Genomic DNA, 19,344 nt, shown 5'->3' with positions numbered 1-19,344 from the left:
TAATGGGGATGATTCGATGTTGAGGCTTTTCAAGCTAAGGGGAAGTTTCCTAAGTCGAATAATTGTAGCGACGGTAGCTATCTTTTTATTTTCAATTATTTTGATTTCGATCATCAATTATTCCTACAACACCAAAATCAATGATAAGCATACTTCTGATACATACCAGAAATTACTATCGCAAACCGATTATAATATCGAAACGCTGTATGAGCGAGTCTTTCAGATCGGGGAACAGCTTCTCAATGATAGCGAAATCATTAGGGGGCTATATTCCAATGAGCTTAACCCGATAGATGCCATGAAGGTTGAAAACCGAGTCGATGAAGTGGTCAGTGCGAATCCCTATATTAATTCCGTCTATTTGTACAATGGGGAAACGGGAAGGTTCATTCATACGATTAACAAGGATGTTGACATTCCAGCCATTGATCAGCAGGCGGTAGGACTCATCGATGTGCGGAAAAAAATGAACAAAATGCTGTTTCTTCCTCATCAACAAAGCTATATCTACGATTCCAAACCTTACGTTAGCAACATTCTCTCTCTGATTTTCACGTATTCAGGCAGCAGGAATGGACACGCTATCTTTATCAATTTGGAGCTGAAATCCATTCAGGATCTCTTCAACAAAATGGGCAGTACCGCCTATTCGAACTTTATTATTGTCGATAAACAAGGCGTGAATATTCTCAACAGCAATCAACCGGAACAATTCATGCATGATCGCAGTAAGCAAGATTTTATAAGCAAAGTCATCCATTCCGAGGCAAAATCCAATCATTTTATTGAGCAAATTGATAAGAAGAAGTTCCTGATCACCTATGTTTATAACGAAAAGCTGGAATGGTATCTCATCAATACAACAAGTTATGACTACCTATCCAAAGATAGTTTTACTTTTCTGAGGAATATCATTCTTATTTCGTTGGTTGTTCTATTGTTTAGCATTGCTGCGACAGTGCTCCTAATCAATAAAATCTATCTGCCATTCGGTAAAGTCGTTAAGATGATTAAATATAGTCATCCTTTCGGTTCCTCTGCCGAATATGCGGATGATGTGGAATATGTCAGCGATGTCTTCAAGGGACTTATTCACAAAGTCATGTCACTGGAAGACTCGGCCGTCAAAGATCGCAACAAATTGAAGGAAGGCTTCCTCAGAGAATGTTTGAATCAGGAAGGAAGCATGGATGAACAGGGCATTGCAGCTCATTTCCAAAAGCTCGAAATCCAGCTAAAGACGACGAACTTGCGTGTACTCGTGCTGGTGATGGAAGGGGAACATGGCGTCATATCCAACCAACGCGACACGCAGCTCTCGCTTGTTAAAGAGGCTGTTTATGAACTTGCACTGAGAACAATTGCGGATCATGGAGCGTTGGAGAAAATTGAAACAGGCAGCCATTCCATGGTGCTGTTGATGAATGATATGGAAGGCATGAGTGACGATGCCTGGTTAGGATTTGTTCATCACGTGGACAAAATGATGGGAATTCAGCTGAAAATCGGCGTTGGCGAAGGGGCGGCTACGATGCAGGAGCTGGCTAATTCGTATGAAACAGCCAGAGAGGCTTTGGATTATGTATTTCTGAGGGATGATCAGCGCATTTATTTCTATGACAAAATTCAAGCAGCGATTCGCAAGAAGTTCCATTACCCTTTCAAGCTTGAGAATTCCCTGCTTAACCATTTGAAACTTAATGACAGCAAGGCGGCGCTGGAGAACATTGATGAATTGTTTGAGGAAATTGAAGACTGTTCCATTAAGGATATCCATGCGACTTTAAAACAGATTGGTTCCAATCTGGATAAGGTTTTCAATGAGATTGTGGATTTGTCCCCCATCTATACGGCTCATCAGATGGAATCTTTAGCAGATGTAATCTCAAGCTTTGTAAGAGTGGATATGCTCAAGCAATTTTTCAAGGAATTAGTGCCATTTATTATCCAAGAGCTTAAGGGGAATAGGCATCGGGATTGCAAGGAAATCATCAAGCAAGCCTGCGATTATATTCAGCAGCATTATAGGAAAGATGACCTCTCAGCGGATTCGGTTGCTACGGCGCTCCATATCTCGATTCCTTATTTCAGTAAATTATTTAATGAAAATATGCGGGTATCCTTCTCTACCTATGTCACCAATTTGCGCCTGGCGGAAGCGGAAGATTTATTATTACATACTTCGCTAAGAGTCAAGGAAATCGGCGAACAGATCGGCTTCTTGAACAGTACTTATTTTATTACGGTTTTCAAAAAGAAACATGGCCTTTCGCCGAATCAATTCAGGCAAATGAAGAAAGCGAATTAAGGGAACAGAGAATAGAGAGAACCCCCCGGCCCATCTTCGGCCGGGGGGTTCTTGACTAGTTACACGATTGCAGCGCTCAAATCAAGCCACGCCAACTCCTGCGCAGTGAGCACCAGCTCCGCGCCGTCACGGCATGACTGCATCTCGGCTTCGCTGCGCGGGCCGATGAGCGCACACGCCGGGAACGGCTGGCTCACGACATAGGCGAGCGCGATCTGAATCGTGCTTACGCCTTTCTCTTGCGCAAGCTGCTGAGCACGCTGCAGCCGCGTCCAGTTCTCGTCGCTGTAGAACACGCGGACGATGTCAGCATTATCGCTGATCTCAGGGGAGAACCGCCCGCTGAAGAAGCCGCGCGCCTGCGACGACCAGGAGAGCAGCGGAAACTGCTGGGCTTCGTACCAGCGCAGCGCTTGCTCATCGACGGAGACGCAGCCGGCCCAGAAAGGCTCGTTGGCTTTGGCGAGGCTGAGGTTCGGGCTGCTGAAGGTGAAACCGATGAGACCGTGTTTCTCAGCGTAGGCATTGGCTTCTTGCAGCCGTTCGTGCGTCCAGTTGGACCCGCCAAATGCGCGGATGCGGCCTGCTTCTACATGCTCATTAAGCGCCTCAACAATCGCGCCAACCGGCGTTGCCAGATCATCCCGATGCAGGGCATAGAGGTCAATATAGTCGGTGCGCAGTCGTTCCAGACTCGTGAACAAATCGCTGCGAATCGCTTCCGCATTCACGCGCGGACCGTGTTCATTATGATGAGCGCCCTTGGTGAAGATATTCATTTCATCGCGATTGCCCATCTCATCGAGCCAAATCCCGATCGCTTGCTCGCTCTCGCCGCCGCAATAGATGAAGGCTGAGTCAATCGTATTGCCGCCAATGGCCAAATAGTGTCCAAGAATTTCGCTGACTTCATGGGGGTTATTCAAGCGGAAGAAGTCTGAGCCCATGACTAATTTAGAAACAGGTTTTTCCAAGCCTTTAATATGAATGTGCTTCAAAGATTTCATCTCCTCTGTTATTTAGGATTCATTCATGACAATGCGTGAGCGCTCTCTGGCGGATTGCAAGCAAGCATCGATTAATTTCATATTCAGGACGGCATCACTCGCAGGGAAGCGAGCGGCTTTCTCGCCCCAAGCCGCATAAGCCAAATCATCTGCTTGCAGCGCATATTGATTAAGGAAAGGCACTTTCTCTTCACGACGCTCATTCCCTACTTGCACGATAAAGTGACCGGATTCCTCCGTAGGTGTCACGAAAGCAGAGGGGACTTCAATGCGTCCGATGGCACCGACGATTTCAAGCGTGTTGCGGAAGCCCGCCCACATACCGCAATCGAAGGTTAAAGCGACGTTGCCGCTGAATTCAACCAAACCGGACATCATCATATCGACATGATCGTGTTCAGGTGAGAAGAAAGCGTGCGTCGTAACGGCTTCAGGCTCTCTACCTAGAATTAATCTAGCTGCGCTAAGCGGATAACAGCCAACATCATAAGCAGAACCGCCGCCCCACTCGCGAACGTAGCGAACATTCTTGCTGTCGCCAGGATTGCTGAAAGTAAAAGCGCCATGAATGCCGCGAACATCGCCAATTTCTCCAGAGTCAATAATCGCCTTGATACGGTCGTAACGAGGGTGATGCCGGTACATGAACGCTTCGGCAAATTGAACACCAGCTTGTTCGCTTGCTGTAACCATCTCTTGCACTTCAACAGCAGTCAAGGCTGCCGGCTTCTCACAAAGGACATGTTTGCCTGCTTGCACAGCGCGAATGGTCCACTCTTTATGAAGATGATTCGGCAAAGGTATATAGATGGCGTCAATATCGGGATCGGCTATTAATTCTTCATAACTGCCATACGCTTTTGGAATATCAAGCTCAGCGGCTTTCTCCTGCGACTTCTGTAAACTACGGCTGGCAATAGCGCTTACAATTCCTGTTTGCGACTGTCTGATGCCTGGGATACAGGCTCTAATAGCAATATTCGCGCATCCCAAAATTCCCCAACGAAGCTTTGTCATTCTGAAATTTCTCCTTTGTCAAATAAAGTGATATCGTTATATTGTTATTATAGAACGAGTTATTTAAAATGAATATGACAATATATTGTGCCAGATATCGGAATATTGTCATTAGGAAACGGGGTGTGCCTGTGTCAAGACAATCTATGCTGCCGAGATTGCAGCAATCCTCCTATTTCATTTTTCCAGAATCGGTCGGTTGGTATTATGATATGCTGACCCATACCGTCTACCGGCCTGAAGGGCTCTGTGAAACGTTCAGTATCCACTTTGTAATTTCCGGCAAGGGGTATGTCGAAATAGACGGCGAACAGCATGTGCTTCAAAAAGGAGATGCTTTTCTATATTTTCCGTACCAAGAGCAGAAATACTATACGTCCAAGGATGATCCATGGAGTGTGCGTTTCGTTCATTTTTACGGGAGCTATCTCAAAGAATTTTTGCTGGAAAAAGGTTTTTTTCGCGTGTTGTGGTCACTAAAAAGATTGAATGAACTCGAGGAAGCCTTCCACCACTTATTGCTGGAGGCGGAGACGAACGGGATTCTTCGAACAACCAACCTATCGACATTGACGTATCAGATATTGAGCGAATTCATGAGTTATGCGGCTCCTTTGACCGTGAATCGTGGGATGGAGTCGGTTGATCGCATTCTGTCACTGCTCCCAACGATGCAGCAAAAAGCATGCGAGCCGTTCATCCTCGAGGAATGGGCGGAGCTCACAGGCGTCAGCACGTACTATTTCTGCAAATTGTTTCGGAAAGCCATGTCCATGACACCGCTCTCGTTCATTACGTTATGCCGGATCCAGTATGCGAAGCAACGTTTGATTGAGAAAGAGCATTTATCGATCAAGGACATTGCGCGGGAAGCTGGCTATGCAAGCGCAAGCTATTTCAACCAACGGTTTCAAGAACAAGAAGGCATGACGCCCAGTGAATATCGGAGCTTTTATGCCAAAGGGTTATTCAGCTAAGCGGGATCGGATCGGTTGACCATCCCAGATAAGCTCTGTGGCAGCTTGGCGGGCTTTCACTTCGGGTTCTTCCAGCAGCAGGAAGAAGTTCGCGGTAGGCAGTTCACCAAGCTGATGCTTCACCGAAAGCAAATCCAAGTAGGGACGCATGTTGTCTAATTGCCCTGACATGTTGCTGGTTCCTTGTTGGGCAAATGCATAAAGAACACTCGCGATGGGTGCGCGTTTGACACGAAACTGTTCAGCCGCGCGCAGGAAGAAATCCCAGTCCCAATAATGGAACACCTCTGTGTCAAATGGACCCAACGCGGCAATAAGCTCAGGCCGGAAGATGCAGCCGGAAGAAAAGAACGTGGAAAATCTGCGCATGGCCGGGACATCGAATTCATATGCAAAGACGAAGCGATCTGTTATGATGCGTGTTTGGTTTTCATAAGCGTAATGGAAAATTTCAACGTCTGGATAGACGAGATCATAGCCCTCAATCTCCTGCAGCATGCGTTCAATATGAATGGGAAGCAGTAAATCGTCATCATCACAGAGCATGATGTAATCGCCCTTCACTTCTTGCAAACCGCGATTGCGGGCATGGACGTGCTTCAAGTTTTCCGGCATATTGATAATTTGGATATTCAGTTCAGGGTATAGGTCCTGAATGAAATCAACGGATGGACCGTAATCGTTCACAACGATAATTTGCAAATTTTTGTAGGTTTGACGCACTAAAGATTCAGCCAGCTCAGCCAGCTCAATGCGGCGATTATAGGTTGGAATAATAATGGATACCAAGGGTTGGTTTTGGTTAGACATCGCGGAGATCACCTCTATTTTTATATAAACCAAGCTTACCTTAATTGCGTCCTATTTCTCAAATATGGATTTGAAATTTTTCGCGATTTGTTCAGTACTACATAAATCTAGTACTTTTGCAAAAAGTGGCGGCGAGTTACCCTGAACGTATAGAAGCGATAGGGGGATGAAGCCGTGAGAGAAAGAGCAGGCAAGTGGTTGGGAAAAGAACAAATGTTTGCTTCGAACCGTCCACTGCATGTGATGATTATCGTGTATCTGGTCATATGGATATGGATGGCAGTATCGCCGTATAGCAGATTTGATTGGGTGCTGGAGAATCTATTGATATGGGCCGCACTTATCGTGTTGGTAGGTACATATAAGCGGTTTTGGATATCCAATCTATCCTATGGGCTTATTGGCTTATTTCTGGTGCTTCATACAGTAGGCGCGCATTATTCGTATAATGAGAATGTAGTGGATGTCTGGATGAAGCTCCTGTTTCATTCGCAGCGAGACAATTTCGACCGCTTGGTACATTTCAGCTTTGGGCTGCTGCTTGCTTATCCAATTAGGGAAGTCATGTCAGCCTGTACGACACTAAGTCGCAGATGGCTTTCTGTCATAACCTGTGTTATCGTTTTGGCTATGGGAGCTTTCTATGAGCTGATCGAAATGTGGGTGGCATTACTTGTTGCCCCGGAAATTGGGATCTTGTTTCTTGGGACGCAAGGGGATCCATGGGATACGCACCACGATATGGAGCTTGCACTTTATGGTTCGATCATTGCGATGTGCGTGACCGCATTCATGCAGAGGATTAAACAAAGGGAGGCTGGTTGTAGATGACGATTGGCGGACAAAAGGAGCAGTTTTTGTATGTTGGGTCCTATACCGATGAGCAAAATCAAGAAGGAATTCGCTTATACAGTTTGAATTCCGAACATGGTGAGCTGACGCTTGTAGCAGCTTATCATGATTTGCCGAATGCTTCATTCCTGGCATTGAATGATACTCGCAGCGTTTTGTATGCCGTTAGCGAGACGGTAACATATAACGGGGGGTTCGGAGGCGCTGCGGCGGCCTATGCGATTCAAGCCGGAACCTGGACGCTTGAGAAAATCAATCAGCAGCCAACGGACGGATCAGCGCCTTGCTATATCAGCTTAGACAAGACGAATCGCATTGCCTTGGTCGCTAACTATGGAAGCGGCGATGTAACGGTCTATCCCATCGAGGATGGGGGCGGGTTGGGCGCACATAGCCCGCTGGTGAAGCATGAAGGAGCTTTGGGTCCGCAAACGGACCGTCAAGAAGCTCCGCATGCCCATTCGATTGTTCCGTCCCCGAACAATCGTTTTGCGATTTCCGCCGATCTGGGGCTCGATCGGCTGATGGTTAGCCGGATTGACGCGGAGCGCGGTATCCTGCTGCCACATGGCGAAGCTGTGATGAAGCCGGGCGCGGGCCCGCGTCATTTGGTTTATAGCGCGGACAGCCGGTACGTGTACGCGATTAATGAGCTGGACAGCACGATCTCCGTGCTGGGCTTCGAGGCAGACGCGGGCGTGCTGACCGCGCTGCAGAGCATTGAGACGCTGCCGGAAGGCTTCAGCGGCGAGAGCACTTGCGCAGACATCCATCTCAGCGGAGATGGACGGTTTCTGTATGCCTCGAACCGCGGACACGACAGTATCGCGGTTTATGCGGTGGACCGAGAGAGCGGAACGCTCTCGGTCGTGGGCTGGCAGGCGACGCTGGGGCGGACGCCGCGGAACTTCGCCCTGTCGCCGCAAGGGGATTATCTCCTCGCGGCGAATCAGGACTCCAGCAGCATTACGGTTTTCCGCATAGATGCGGAGACCGGCATGCTGCAGGAAACCGGGCAAAGCGCTGCGGTAGCGCGCCCGGTTTGCATCAAGTTTCTTTAGGCTTCGCCCTAGCGTGGCGAGTGTCTATACGTTGAGAATAAGGTAGTTAAACGAAGCTAAATGTGTTTAATTGTTCGAAAAGAGGCTTTCCGCTTATAAACTGACGTCCACCACAGAATTAGGGGGGCGGTCTCAGCGGGCATCTAATGAACTGTAGGATGCTTATAGACCGGAAAATGGCTACTTTGGCGATTTAATGAATTGGATTAACGCTATAGAGCAAATTTTAGCTGGAAAAATGATCATTTGGTTGTAATAGAACTTCTGGGATTCATTAGAATTTCAGAATGAGCGATTTTGACCGAATAAAGGGTATTGAGTTCTTTAGGGGGCTTGGGTTTGCCTCAAGGTGCATGGACTGGATGACCTAGCCGCAGGCTGGGTTTTTCTTTTGGAGTGAACGTGGAGCTACTCCGGCTGCCTCGCGTGGCGGTAAGGGAACTATAGTACGCTATTCTAGTAAAAAGTGGCATTATCGCGGGGAGAGGGAACTACAGTACGCTATTTTGCTGTTTCATGGGAAATTCAGCGCTTTTCGTGGAAATAAGACCCTGTAGTTCCGCTATGACCCTCGTATCCCTGCTTTTTGCCTAAATAGCGTACATGAGTTCCCCTTACTTGGGTTTGTCGCTAATAAGAGGCTGATCTCTCGTGGCGGCGAAGCCGTTAATCTCATGCTTAAAACTCCCATGAAAGCAGGAACTCCACTGAAAATCTCGGATTAACCCCCTTTCTGGTTGTCATAGACCGGAGAAGGGGGTTGTTTTTACTTATTTTAGGCATTGACTTCTGTCCAAGAGTTGCTAGAATAAATTCTTGAACGCGTGTTTATACTGACAGAGAGAATAGGGATGGCTATGGAAACTGCAAAAAAAATGACACTTTTCGGGCTGGTTTGGCCGATCATGATCGAATTATTTCTTCAATTTATGATTGGAACTGCGGACACATTGATGGTTAGCCGAATTTCGGATGATGCGGTTGCTGTTGTTGGCATCAGCAATCAATTTTTCCAGGCGGTAATTATGTTGTTCGTTCTTATTTCCAGCGGAGCGGGGATTGTTATCTCACAGAAGCTTGGAGCGGGAAAAGAGGAGGAAGCTCGCAAAGTTGCTTCAATGGCTTTCACGTTGACCGTGGGTCTAGGCTTGGTTGTTTCGTTGTTCCTATTTTTTGGAGCAAATATTTTCGTCAACATGCTTCATGTGCCGGAATCGCTGCATGCGATGACTTATCAATACATCCGTGTAGTGGGCAGCGGAACGATTGTGATGTCCGCCATTTTAACATTAAGTACAGTCATTCGCAGTACAGGGAACACGAAGGGCCCCATGCTTGTAGCAGTGGGAATGAACATCATCCATATTATCGGCAATTATGTGTTTATTTTTGGTGCTTTGGGATTGCCGAAATGGGGACTTTTGGGCGTCTCCTTGTCGACAGTCGGCAGCCGTGCGATTGCGTTGCTGGTCTTATTTTATATTTTTCGAAAATCTTTTACTGGACTCATCCAGTGGCGTGATCTTCGCCTATTCGACCGTCCATTGTTAAAAGAAGTGGCCAAAGTAGGTTTGCCGATGGCCTTCAGTTCGGCGTCTTGGACGATTTCGCAAGTGATTCTCTTTTCCATGATCGCCACGATGGGAGCCGAGCAGCTAGCTGCTCGAACGTATCTCAACACGATGGAGTCCTTCTCTTTCCTCGCTGGTTGGTCATTCGCAATGGCGGTGCAAATTCAAGTTGCGCACTTGTTTGGCGCAGGTCAGATGGAAAAAGCTTATCGCAGCCTGTACAAAGCTTTATTCTGGGGCGAGCTGATTGTTATTACCAATACCATCCTGCTATTCATTTTTGGCAAGAATGTGGTGGGCGCCTTTACGGATAATCAAGAAATTATCTCCATCGTCGTAGGAGTGATGGCCTTGAACTTGCTGCTGCAGCCGCTCAAAATGTGGAATATGCCGCTGAACAATGCGCTTAACGCGGTGGGTGAAACCAAATATGTGATGAACATCAGTATTGTTTGTATGTGGATTATTGCCGTCGGTGGTACGTATCTGTTCGGGCTTCAACTTGGGTGGCTCATCTATGGCGTGTATGTAGCGATGATTCTGGACGAAGGAATCCGCGGCTTTCTGGTTCAACGACGCTGGCTCGCGCGGAAGAAACTGCCCAAAGAATCTGCACCCATGATCCAAGAGAGGCGTGGTATCGCTGGGCAGATGTGATGAGCTGTCAGGTAGGACAAGCAGCTCGAGAACGGTACGAATACAGCTCCCTGTGGGGGGCTTTTTTTTGTTCTAATTAGTTTGACGATGCAGCAGCAAGCGAAATTTAGAGGATCCCTCTCAAGCGACAGAGCGCGGGCTTCAGCTCCAAAAAAATGGTTGCGAGTGCAACCATTTCGCAGTATGATATTTTAGTGGCAAGTGCAACGATTCGGATGAGAAACAATTTTGAGACGAGACGAGGTGCAGGTTTGATGATAGATAACCGAAATTCAATTCCGAGATGGATCTCACTGTTGTACCGCTATGGGCAGATGTATATCGGTGAGCATTTGAAGGAGTATGAGATTGGGCGGGGGCAGCATATTTTCATTAATGCGCTATATCGAGAAGATGGTCTCACCCAGGAAGAACTGGCCGACCATTTGAAAATTGATAAAGGAACAACCGCGAAGGCATTAAAAAAATTAGAAGAGCAAGGCTACATAACCCGCACAGTGAGTGAAAAGGATAAGAGATGCAATGAAGTCCATCTTACGGATAAAGCGCTCCTGATCAAGGAGGATGTACGTAAAGTTTTGACGGATTGGCGCGAGCGCCTGACGTACGGCATGAGCGAGGAAGAGAAAGCATTAGCTTTAACCATTTTGGAGAAAATGGGCACTAATGCCGCCCGTTTCGCAGAGGAGCCGATGGAGCCATGAATATGAAGCTGGCAGGGTCCCTGTTTATCGAACGGCATTTCCACGCGTTAACGCATCGCAATTATCGGTATCTCTGGCTTGGCCAATGCGTATCCCTGATTGGCACCTGGATGCAAAATATCGGGCAATCGTGGCTCGTCCTCACGCTCACGGGTTCACCTTTTAAGCTGGGGGTCGTCGCGGCATGTCAGTTCCTTCCGATTATGTTATTCTCCTTGTTTGCCGGCATCATTGTTGACAAATTTCCCAAAAAGAACATATTGTTAGTCACGCAAACGGTCGCTATGATTCTCGCTTTCACACTCGCAATCTTAGTTCTTACCGACAGTGTTAAGTACGGCTACATCCTTGTATTAGCGCTATTGTTAGGATTAAATAATACGCTGGATATGCCGACAAGGCAGGCTTTTAATATTGAAATTGTAGGCAAGGAAGATTTGATGAACGCCATCGCTCTCAATTCCACGACGTTTAATATGGCTAGAATTGTAGGGCCTTCTATCGGGGCGGTCATGATGGCTTTGCTCGGCGCAGGCTGGTGCTTTTTACTGAACGGAGTTAGCTTCATAGCTGTTCTATATGGGTTATTTCATATCGAAGCAGCCCCTTATGTTCGCAAGAAAACGTCCAATGATGGCATTATGAAAGAAATTAAAGACGGCATCGTTTACATTGCCAGAGATCCTTTGTTGGCTCAAACGGTTCTGCTTGTAGCCGTAATCGGTACGCTTGCGTTTAATTTCAATGTCCTTATTCCTGTCTTCACGAAAAATGTGCTTCATATGGGGGAAACAACATACGGAACGCTGATGTCTTGTCTGGGGATCGGTTCCTTTGCCGGGGCTCTGACGATGTCATTCCGCAGTAAGCAAGGGCCTCGAATTAAGCTGAGCATTATTGCTAGCTTAGTCGTAGCTGTTTGTCTTATTTTGAATGGACTTAGCACTTCGGTTTGGGCATGCGGAGCACTGCTGGCGCTAACGGGCTTCTTCAATATTATGTTCGCAACCAACAGCAATTCTTCCTTGCAAATGCATGCCAAAGAGGAATATAGGGCAAGGGTCATGAGCGTCTATTCTCTCGTATTCGCGGGTTCAACCCCGATTGGAAGCCTTTTTGCCGGGTATGTGGCAGACCGTTTTGGGGCAAATGGCGCCTTCTTGGGCTGTGGTGTTTTGACTGGCATTTTGTGTCTCATTATCATTTGGAACTATAGGAAAAGAGCTGTGAAAAGGCCAATAGAATCCATATAACCAAAATATGGATTGTCAATTAGGTGTGTATCCATTACAATATGATTTAGATTCATGTCGTTATAGAGGAGGTTACCTTGTGTTGGGTTTTCTGAAGAAATGGATGCACACACCAAAGCAGGAGCCGACGAGCGCTGTGGATTATAAGACGATGGAAATCGACGTTGTTATCAAGTGCTTTGTATCGGATAAAGAAAAGCCGTTTCGCGTTATTTTTAAAGTGGAGAAACAAGGCTCATTCTTTTCCAAAGATATATTCGTGAAAAATGTGGATCATAAGACTCCCTACGAACTGGTTAATAATTTCTCCACACTTGGAATGAATTATGAAGAGTTGAAGAAGTACGAAAGCACAGATCATGCTGAGTACAGCTTCTCTACTTTGGAAGAAGCCAAAAAGGTGAAAGAAACAACAGTCGAGTACATACGCTTTCTTATCCGCGAACATCAGCAAGAAACCATTGCCAAAATTTCATAGGTATACGCTAAAAAGGAGCTTGCGAGGCATTTTCGCTGGCTCCTTTTTTCAATTTGCTATAGTCGTCTGTCTGGACTATTTGGCGATATCATGTGAGGCCATTTCTTGTTTGAATTGCTGCAAGATTTCTTTCAGTCGGTGTTGACGCAATTTCGTAATCGAGGCGTACTTGGATTCGGCGCCTTTCATTTCGAAAAAGACTTTGCCATCTTGAATTTGCAGAATTTTTCTTGTGTTCACATAGCAATCTGTATTGACCTTGAAAAATGTGTTATCTGATGTAATTTCTTGAATTTGTTCGGTAGACATCCGCTTTTTGATATGATAGTTTTTGCCATGAAAAGAGACCAGACCATGTTCACCGACGCGGAAATACATAATGTCTTTTTCTAGCACAAAATCTTCATAACTATTTCTGCTTTCGAGCGCTACATTCATTTTAAAATCCCCCTTTAAAAATGATAACGCTTACATTGAGAACATTTTCATCTTAGCATATTTTAAAGAAGATTTAAAGACTTTTTTGCGGATTTAAATAAGGAACAACGATCGATTTTTTTTAGCATCGGATGCTGTTCCTTCTTATCCATTTATGACAAATCGCAGCGTATTTCCCCGGAAATAATGAATGGTTACAGAGGAATGGATATCGTAAAGCATGTTTCGTTCATTGAACTGTGGACATGAATCTTGCCGCCATATTGATGTACCAGATTTTTAATGATACTTAAACCTAGACCGGCGTGCTGTGTCCCCTCATCTTTCGTGGAGAAGCCTGGTTCAAATATGCTTTCCAGGCGTTCATATGGAATTCGTTCGCCATTGTTATACACCTGAAAGATGAGGGAGTTTCCTTTCACGAAGCCCACAAGGCGAACTTTGCGCTCCACATACTTCTGTGGCGCAACCGCGTCGAAGGCGTTGTCGATGAGGTTGCTCAGGATACGGACCAAGTCTGTTGCCTTGACAGCTCCCAGATGAATCTGCTTTAAGTTGGCTACTTCGTGCTCAAAGGTAATTCTGCGTTCAACCGCTTGGATGACCTTCGACTGTACAATGGCACTCAAAGCAGGAACATTAATTTGGATAATATCGTTCAAGGCGGTTGTTTCTTCCGTGATTTCGGCTGTATAGCGATTTAATTCCGCATATTCCTTCAGATGAACAAGTGATTGAATCGTGGCGACATGATTGTTAAAATCATGCCGCTGTTCCTTCATGGACCGGAAAAGGGAGTCGATGTGATCAACATACACCTCCTGAACATGCTCTGCCGCTAATTCTCGTCTTCTGTTCATGAATCGAATGCTCACGATAACAAGGAAGAAAGCGATTAGACCCGTTGTCCCGATCAGCAGCAGAAGTCTTAATTGCTGTTTCCCGATAGATTGCTGCACTTGTTCATAATCAGCAGTAAGACCGATAACGACAGGCATATCGAGCTGGAGTGGAATGAACATTTTGAGCAAAGTTTTCCCTTGGATGGTTGTAATCAACTGCTGAGTCTTCTTCGAACGAATGACCTCTTGCACCATTTCCAGATCACGGCTGTCTTTCATCGTATAGGTTCCGAACAAGATTTCTCGATCCGAGAACCAGGTATAGCCTTCTTTCTTGAATTGCTCCTGCTGCTTCAAAAAAATAGGTGGATTAAAGACAGCGATTTCTGCGGTTCCATGGTTCGTATAGCCATTTATCATTTCATTGATGACGGCATTCACACCTGTTTCACGTTGATAGTTTTGGATGAACGTATCATGTACGTAGGGGTCCAGAATATAGTTCGTGCGTCCATCGTAATAGTATCCCCATTTATCAACGTATTGCGGATCGGACATGGACGTGTTGATGGGACCAGACCAATAATGTGGCAGCGCTTGTCCGCTGGACACATTCGTTTCGGTCGTATCCAGCAGTTGATTGAAGGCTTTGAACCAGTCCCGGCTCCACGTCTTGGTGCTCATATTAATTTCCTTGGGCTCTGTGGATTTGTAGCCGATAATGTCATCGCCGCTTCGTTTCAACAAAGTCATATGATCAATCATTAATTCTTTACTGATCGATATGAGTTCTTCATTGGTCACTTTCTCAATATCCGGATCGAGCCTATACTGCGCGGCTAGCGCGGCTGTGCGAAGATTTTGGCCAATCAAGTTTTCAACATATTTCTCACCTAATTTGGAATGTTTAATCGAGATAGCGACATTATCTGCAATCAGTTCCAGCTTGGTTTGAAGCTCGGCGGTTAGCATTCGTTTCGTATAATAGTAGAATACACTATCTGTAAGTAGTACAATGATTACCGATATCATCAGGATGAAAAGCGAGGAACGCAGGTGAATCTTGGGCTTGGCTTGCTCGGGTCTATTCATGTTGTCCTCCTAGAATGGCAGCGGATTCCTGTCTCATTTACAAATGATAGTACAAATAATCCAAGATGCACATATCGAATTGGAGGCGTTTTTGTGAAAATAACATTTTTGGGGTGCGGCGATGGTTTTAGCGTCGAGCAAGGTCATAATAGTGCGTTATTAACCTTTGGGGATACAAATCTTTGCATTGATTTCCCGGAGTCCAATCATTGGGGATTGCATCAGTTAGGTATGCAGCTCAATCAAATCGAACATATTTTCATCACTCATTTGCACGAAGATCACGTCAACGGCTTGCAAAAGCTAGCCCTGTTTCACAAAGTGTACCCAGGTAAAGTAAAACCAAGATTGTATATCCCTATTGGTTTAAAAGATGATTTGTGGCAGATATTGCGCCACGGCTTAGAACTGACAACGCGAGGGAAGCGCGTGTTCGAGGATTATTTCGACCTCGTTGCGGTGGAGAATGAATTTGAAATTGCAGGTGTACGTTTCGAACTCATTCAGACTTTGCATGTGCTGGACATGCTGAGCTATGGACTTCTTTGCAAGCCTTATTTTTATTTTAGCGGAGATACAAGACTGGATGCTGGCTACCTTCTCCAGATTTCGGAAGAGGTGCAAACGATTTATCATGAATGTCATATGCAGGACGACCAACTGCCCTCGCACACCTCGCTTGAGGAAGTTTTAACACTGCCGGAGACGATCCAGAAGAAGATGATCTTGATGCATTATGTCGATGATTATGTGCAAAGCAGTGCGCGGCAAGTGTTCCACGACAAGCATCTCGTGCGGTTGGCTGAACCATTGCGAGCGTATGAGTAACAAAGGCTGTCACGTCTTCTAGACAGATGGCCCATCAGGAAATCCAGTGCAAGATAAGAGTCCCCTGAGACTTCTATTCCGGAAAAAGAGCTGCTTATGGCGGGGATAGGAGCCTTTGAAGACTCTTATTGCTCAAGGGTTTTTAAATTCAATTTGACAATTGTCTTAAATCTGTAGTATTTTGAACATAAATAAGTTAAGTGCTTAACTATTTTTGAGGTGGTGAATCGTGTGAAAGACCTGCAAGAATACGTTCACGAATTGCCGCTGCATTCGCTTGCTTTTTTTGCGCTTGTTGAAGCAACAGCCAATTTGGTCGATGTCTCGGAGAAATATTGGCAATCCAAAGGCGTGAATGGCGCGAGAATTCGAATTCTGGTTGAAATTATGAAGGAAGGAGGCACGATCTTACCGTCAATGCTTGCCAAGAAAATTGGTGTGACGAAGCCGAATATTAGTCTTTTATTAATTCCATTAGAGAATGAGGGATTGATTGTCCGGGCAAGCCACCCAAAGGATGGCAGGAAAACCGTGATTTCAATCACGAGTGAAGGTCAGAGCCTCTTACTCAAGTTTTTGCCAGAAAATCGCCAAAAAATCTCGGAAAAAATGAGTGCGCTGTCCGATCAAGAATTAAACCAACTCCTTGTTTTATTAAATAAACTAAAAAATAAGTGAGTTTTTTTGTTTAACTAGTTAATAGCTTAACTACTTTGAAAACTGAAGGGATGAATGACAATGTCGATTGCCATAACTGGAGCCAATGGTCAATTAGGAAGTTTAATAATTAAGGAGCTTCTTCAACAAATATCAGCAGATCAAATCATTGCGTGTGTCCGCCACCCGGAGAAAGCGCAGGCCTATCACGAACAAGGAATTGAAGTCCGTTATTGTGACTACGATCAGCCTGAATCACTCATCACGGCTTTCGCAGGAGCTTCCAAGCTGTTGTTGATTTCAAGCTCAGACAAAGATGATACCGTTCGGTTAAGACAACATGCTCATGTTCTTGAAGCGGCGAAAAAAGTGAACGTTGAACATCTCTTATTTACGAGTTTTGCTTTTCTCGAAAAAGGTTTGATTTCACCTTCTCATTTGTATTTGGCTACGGAACATGCCATACACACAACCAGAATACCGTATACGATTCTTCGAAATGCTTTGTATACAGATTTTGTTGGCGTGCTTGGTCTAGAGGCTGCAATAGCATCAGGTCAGCTTCCTATTCTGCCAGGCGTATGGAAATTTAACACCGTTACACGGGGGGATCTCGCTTTGGGCATAGCGGCAGTCCTCACAGGAAATGGGCATGAGAATAGAACTTATGAGTTGACTGCGTCACGTCCATGGACCTTCGATGATCTCGTGTTGGTGCTTTCTGAACTAAACGGTAAGCCGATTACCCTCGTTGAAGACTCACAGCTTCAAAATTGGATTTATGGGTTTTTGGGTAAAATTGATACCTCCTCAACGTCACTGGATTTAGAGAGATTAATCGGTGGCCCTGTCACTTCTTTGAAGGTAAGTATTCAACAGTTGATGTCATCTAATGTTGGGGGGATCATTTGATTATTCTCAAGAAGGGTCCACAACTGTTCCGTGATATCTGCTGCAGAATAGGGCATTGAACTAGTAAACCACCATTCAATAACGCCAACCGTTGCTGAATTCAAAAACTGCACTAAAATGTCCTGCTGCAAACGTGTGGCGTAATGAGTGCTTAGAGGGATAAGCTCTTTGCCCTTCATCTGGCATACAATTCCGGATTAATTGCTCGAGATGAAACGCAATGCAGGCATCCAATAGATCATATTTGTCCAAATAATGCGAGCAAACGGTACCGCGGTTCACATCAGCGCGCTCGGCAATTTCATTAATCGTTATTATTCTGAAATCTTTCTCGGCCATTAAAACAATGAAGCTATTCATAATGGCTTCCTGGTTTTTTTTGATTCTTCGATCCATTGAGATACTCCTTATGTACGCCAACTTTTTAGACAATCTAATGAAATCTGTTGAAAAAGCAACAGTATCGCGCCATTTAGCGATTGATACAGGTTGTGCAGGTTGATAATCTTATTGTATTGAACAAATGTTGAAGAAACAACATTTGTTCAAATAATAGGAGGTTTGATTATGAGACTATTAGTTTATGGTGCAGGGGTGTTAGGCAGCTATCTGGCTCATGCGCTGGTGCGTGGGGGCCATGATGTCACCATGCTCGCCAGAGGAAGGCGTGCCCAGCAATTGCAGACAGATGGTCTCGTTATACGCCATTATTTTCAGCGCAAAACGACTGTCGATGAAGTAAACGTCATCCAAACCCTATCATCTGAAGATGGTTATGACCTCATTTTTGTCGTTATGAAATATAATGATTTCCCTTCCGTGCTTCCTATCCTTGCCGCAAATCAAAGCAGCCATATCATCCTTGTTGGCAATAATGCGGATGCCTATGGCATGCTGAATTTCCTGAATGAACATAGCGTTGTTCCCAAACATAACGTTTTCGGCTTTCAGCTTAGCGGGGGACTCCGGGAAGAATCGGGGCGCATTATTTGCATACGCGGAGGCGGTCAGATGATTCTGGGAAGCCTGAGCGGTGAGATTTCATTTAAACCGTTACTGGAAAAAGCCTTTCAGCATGCTTCCTATAAGCTAACGTATCAGAATGATATGGAGCCTGGCTGAAAAGTCATATCGTTCCGATTGTGGCTTTGAACTCTGTTAGCTATCTAAACGGCGGCGATTTGAAAAAAACAGCTAAAGACAAGAAGCTTCTAAAGCAAGCTATTTCGGTTATGGATGAAGGTTTTACGGTTTTGGAGAAATCAGGCTATACGATCATCCCTGCAAGTCCGGTTACCTTTATTCGTAAATATAGGAGACTTGCCTACCTTCGCGAAATGGGTAGATGGTTCCTTTGCTGAAATTGTAGCTTTGTATGATTCGTTTCAACCGTTGAAAGACCAATCAACCGTGGCGACTCCTCAGTGGGATGACCTTAAAAAACGAGCGGTTGCTAGATTTATGGGTGAGTGATAGGGAAAATGGGCGCACAATTGCAGGTGACCTAGCCGCCAGGCTAGGTTTTTTCTTATGGCGTCCACGGCAGACTTTTCTGCTGTGGCGGTTTTCGGTTTCAGAAGGCCTAATGAACTGTATGATGCTTATACAGGAGAAATTGGCTGCTTTGGAGATTTAATGAACTGAATTGGCGCTATCGAGCAGATTTTAGGCGGAAAGGTGGTCGTTTGCTTGTAATAGAGCTTCTGGGGTTCATTAGATTTTCAGAATGGGCGATTTTGAGCGAATAAAGGGTATTGAGTTCGTTAGGGGTTCGGGCTTGTCCCAAGGTTCGTTGACTTGGCCCGGCTTGACTTGGCTTGGCTTGATGACCTAGCCGCAGGCTAGGTTTTTTCTTATTGGCGTCCACCGCAGACTTC

21 protein-coding genes are annotated in these 19,344 nt (G+C 45.5%); 13 read left to right on the top strand and 8 right to left on the bottom strand.

Features of this window, described 5'->3' with window-relative positions:
• Positions 1–16 precede the first annotated feature (16 nt).
• A complete protein-coding gene (locus tag IEY34_RS15620) occupies positions 17–2,311 on the top strand; it encodes a helix-turn-helix domain-containing protein (protein ID WP_189012801.1) in 2,295 nt (764 codons plus the stop codon).
• 59 nt (positions 2,312–2,370) lie between these two features.
• Here the strand turns inward: IEY34_RS15620 and IEY34_RS15615 are convergent, their stop codons facing one another.
• Positions 2,371–3,309: an aldo/keto reductase gene (locus IEY34_RS15615; protein ID WP_189012800.1), complete on the bottom strand. Its 939-nt coding sequence runs from the start codon at positions 3,307–3,309 to the stop codon at positions 2,371–2,373.
• A 21-nt stretch (positions 3,310–3,330) separates the two neighbouring features.
• The gene (locus tag IEY34_RS15610) at positions 3,331–4,335 is read right to left on the bottom strand and encodes a Gfo/Idh/MocA family protein (RefSeq protein ID WP_189012799.1); all 1,005 of its coding nucleotides are present in this window, start codon (positions 4,333–4,335) and stop codon (positions 3,331–3,333) included.
• Between the two features lie 131 nt (positions 4,336–4,466).
• Between IEY34_RS15610 and IEY34_RS15605 the strand changes: the two genes are divergently transcribed.
• Positions 4,467–5,312 carry a helix-turn-helix transcriptional regulator gene (locus IEY34_RS15605; RefSeq protein WP_189012798.1) on the top strand — a complete coding sequence of 282 codons (846 nt, stop codon included), beginning with the start codon at positions 4,467–4,469 and terminating at the stop codon, positions 5,310–5,312.
• On the opposite strand, the gene IEY34_RS15600 is transcribed toward IEY34_RS15605, so the two are convergent.
• Positions 5,301–6,122: a glycosyltransferase family 2 protein gene (locus IEY34_RS15600; protein WP_189012797.1), complete on the bottom strand. Its 822-nt coding sequence runs from the start codon at positions 6,120–6,122 to the stop codon at positions 5,301–5,303. The genes IEY34_RS15605 and IEY34_RS15600 overlap by 12 nt on opposite strands.
• Before the next feature lie 174 nt (positions 6,123–6,296).
• Between IEY34_RS15600 and IEY34_RS15595 the strand changes: the two genes are divergently transcribed.
• The 6 genes from IEY34_RS15595 (at position 6,297) to IEY34_RS15570 (ending at position 12,698) form a co-directional block, all read left to right on the top strand.
• Positions 6,297–6,953: a DUF2238 domain-containing protein gene (locus IEY34_RS15595; RefSeq protein ID WP_189012796.1), complete on the top strand. Its 657-nt coding sequence runs from the start codon at positions 6,297–6,299 to the stop codon at positions 6,951–6,953.
• On the top strand, positions 6,950–8,035 hold the full coding sequence (locus IEY34_RS15590; protein ID WP_189012795.1) for a lactonase family protein: 1,086 nt from the start codon (positions 6,950–6,952) through the stop codon (positions 8,033–8,035). Before IEY34_RS15595 ends, IEY34_RS15590 begins: the two co-directional genes overlap by 4 nt.
• An 857-nt stretch (positions 8,036–8,892) precedes the next feature.
• Positions 8,893–10,263 carry an MATE family efflux transporter gene (locus IEY34_RS15585; RefSeq protein ID WP_189012794.1) on the top strand — a complete coding sequence of 457 codons (1,371 nt, stop codon included), beginning with the start codon at positions 8,893–8,895 and terminating at the stop codon, positions 10,261–10,263.
• 254 nt (positions 10,264–10,517) lie between these two features.
• Positions 10,518–10,967: a MarR family winged helix-turn-helix transcriptional regulator gene (locus IEY34_RS15580; protein ID WP_189012793.1), complete on the top strand. Its 450-nt coding sequence runs from the start codon at positions 10,518–10,520 to the stop codon at positions 10,965–10,967.
• Complete coding sequence (locus tag IEY34_RS15575) at positions 10,964–12,220, top strand: MFS transporter (protein WP_189012792.1); 1,257 nt, start codon at positions 10,964–10,966, stop codon at positions 12,218–12,220. Before IEY34_RS15580 ends, IEY34_RS15575 begins: the two co-directional genes overlap by 4 nt.
• A gap of 79 nt (positions 12,221–12,299) precedes the next feature.
• Positions 12,300–12,698, top strand: a complete 399-nt coding sequence (locus tag IEY34_RS15570; protein WP_189012791.1) for a hypothetical protein — start codon at positions 12,300–12,302, stop codon at positions 12,696–12,698.
• Between the two features lie 75 nt (positions 12,699–12,773).
• Here IEY34_RS15570 and IEY34_RS15565 read toward each other — a convergent pair whose 3' ends face one another.
• Complete coding sequence (locus IEY34_RS15565) at positions 12,774–13,136, bottom strand: LytTR family transcriptional regulator DNA-binding domain-containing protein (RefSeq protein ID WP_189012790.1); 363 nt, start codon at positions 13,134–13,136, stop codon at positions 12,774–12,776.
• Between the two features lie 194 nt (positions 13,137–13,330).
• Positions 13,331–15,070, bottom strand: coding sequence for a sensor histidine kinase (locus IEY34_RS15560; RefSeq protein ID WP_189012789.1), 1,740 nt, complete (start codon positions 15,068–15,070; stop codon positions 13,331–13,333).
• A gap of 93 nt (positions 15,071–15,163) precedes the next feature.
• On the opposite strand from IEY34_RS15560, the gene IEY34_RS15555 reads away from it, so the two are divergent.
• From IEY34_RS15555 to IEY34_RS15545, 3 genes are all read left to right on the top strand, one after another.
• Positions 15,164–15,898: an MBL fold metallo-hydrolase gene (locus tag IEY34_RS15555; protein WP_189012788.1), complete on the top strand. Its 735-nt coding sequence runs from the start codon at positions 15,164–15,166 to the stop codon at positions 15,896–15,898.
• A 231-nt stretch (positions 15,899–16,129) separates the two neighbouring features.
• Positions 16,130–16,576 (top strand): MarR family winged helix-turn-helix transcriptional regulator, encoded by a 447-nt coding sequence (locus tag IEY34_RS15550; RefSeq protein ID WP_189012787.1) that lies wholly within the window; start codon positions 16,130–16,132, stop codon positions 16,574–16,576.
• Between the two features lie 60 nt (positions 16,577–16,636).
• Entirely contained in the window at positions 16,637–17,467 is an 831-nt protein-coding gene (locus IEY34_RS15545) for an NAD(P)H-binding protein (RefSeq protein ID WP_189012786.1), read from the top strand.
• On the opposite strand, the gene IEY34_RS37560 is transcribed toward IEY34_RS15545, so the two are convergent.
• Together IEY34_RS37560 and IEY34_RS15540 are read right to left on the bottom strand one after the other, a co-directional pair.
• Positions 17,428–17,646, bottom strand: coding sequence for a TetR-like C-terminal domain-containing protein (locus tag IEY34_RS37560; protein ID WP_308423025.1), 219 nt, complete (start codon positions 17,644–17,646; stop codon positions 17,428–17,430). The two genes, IEY34_RS15545 and IEY34_RS37560, sit on opposite strands and share 40 nt — an antisense overlap.
• Complete coding sequence (locus tag IEY34_RS15540) at positions 17,543–17,863, bottom strand: TetR/AcrR family transcriptional regulator (RefSeq protein WP_308423024.1); 321 nt, start codon at positions 17,861–17,863, stop codon at positions 17,543–17,545. The genes IEY34_RS37560 and IEY34_RS15540 overlap by 104 nt, the downstream gene beginning before the upstream one ends.
• A 171-nt stretch (positions 17,864–18,034) precedes the next feature.
• Here IEY34_RS15540 and IEY34_RS37555 point away from each other — a divergent pair, with 171 nt between their 5' ends.
• Positions 18,035–18,589 carry a ketopantoate reductase family protein gene (locus IEY34_RS37555; RefSeq protein ID WP_308423023.1) on the top strand — a complete coding sequence of 185 codons (555 nt, stop codon included), beginning with the start codon at positions 18,035–18,037 and terminating at the stop codon, positions 18,587–18,589.
• A gap of 59 nt (positions 18,590–18,648) precedes the next feature.
• On the top strand, positions 18,649–18,828 hold the full coding sequence (locus IEY34_RS37550; protein WP_308423022.1) for a hypothetical protein: 180 nt from the start codon (positions 18,649–18,651) through the stop codon (positions 18,826–18,828).
• Between the two features lie 290 nt (positions 18,829–19,118).
• Here the strand turns inward: IEY34_RS37550 and IEY34_RS36840 are convergent.
• A partial coding sequence (locus IEY34_RS36840; protein ID WP_229757665.1) for a hypothetical protein occupies positions 19,119–19,344 on the bottom strand: 226 nt, incomplete at its 5' end.

Source organism: Paenibacillus marchantiophytorum (assembly GCF_014640555.1).
Lineage (GTDB): Bacteria > Bacillota > Bacilli > Paenibacillales > NBRC-103111 > Paenibacillus_E > Paenibacillus_E marchantiophytorum.
Note: the sequence above shows the minus strand (reverse complement) of the source record. Positions and strands in the feature narration are given on the sequence as shown.

Bases quoted from the DNA above. Each gene is read 5' to 3' on its own strand.
- IEY34_RS15560 (WP_189012789.1), bottom strand. From the start codon at position 15,070: ATGAATAGACCCGAGCAAGCCAAGCCCAAGATTCACCTGCGTTCCTCG.
- IEY34_RS15580 (WP_189012793.1), top strand. From the start codon at position 10,518: ATGATAGATAACCGAAATTCAATTCCGAGATGGATCTCACTGTTGTAC.
- IEY34_RS15590 (WP_189012795.1), top strand. From the start codon at position 6,950: ATGACGATTGGCGGACAAAAGGAGCAGTTTTTGTATGTTGGGTCCTAT.
- IEY34_RS15565 (WP_189012790.1), bottom strand. From the start codon at position 13,136: ATGAATGTAGCGCTCGAAAGCAGAAATAGTTATGAAGATTTTGTGCTA.
- IEY34_RS37555 (WP_308423023.1), top strand. From the start codon at position 18,035: ATGAGACTATTAGTTTATGGTGCAGGGGTGTTAGGCAGCTATCTGGCT.
- IEY34_RS15545 (WP_189012786.1), top strand. From the start codon at position 16,637: ATGTCGATTGCCATAACTGGAGCCAATGGTCAATTAGGAAGTTTAATA.
- IEY34_RS15585 (WP_189012794.1), top strand. From the start codon at position 8,893: ATGGAAACTGCAAAAAAAATGACACTTTTCGGGCTGGTTTGGCCGATC.
- IEY34_RS37560 (WP_308423025.1), bottom strand. From the start codon at position 17,646: ATGAAGGGCAAAGAGCTTATCCCTCTAAGCACTCATTACGCCACACGT.
- IEY34_RS15610 (WP_189012799.1), bottom strand. From the start codon at position 4,335: ATGACAAAGCTTCGTTGGGGAATTTTGGGATGCGCGAATATTGCTATT.
- IEY34_RS15540 (WP_308423024.1), bottom strand. From the start codon at position 17,863: ATGGATCGAAGAATCAAAAAAAACCAGGAAGCCATTATGAATAGCTTC.
- IEY34_RS15600 (WP_189012797.1), bottom strand. From the start codon at position 6,122: ATGTCTAACCAAAACCAACCCTTGGTATCCATTATTATTCCAACCTAT.
- IEY34_RS15620 (WP_189012801.1), top strand. From the start codon at position 17: ATGTTGAGGCTTTTCAAGCTAAGGGGAAGTTTCCTAAGTCGAATAATT.
- IEY34_RS15575 (WP_189012792.1), top strand. From the start codon at position 10,964: ATGAATATGAAGCTGGCAGGGTCCCTGTTTATCGAACGGCATTTCCAC.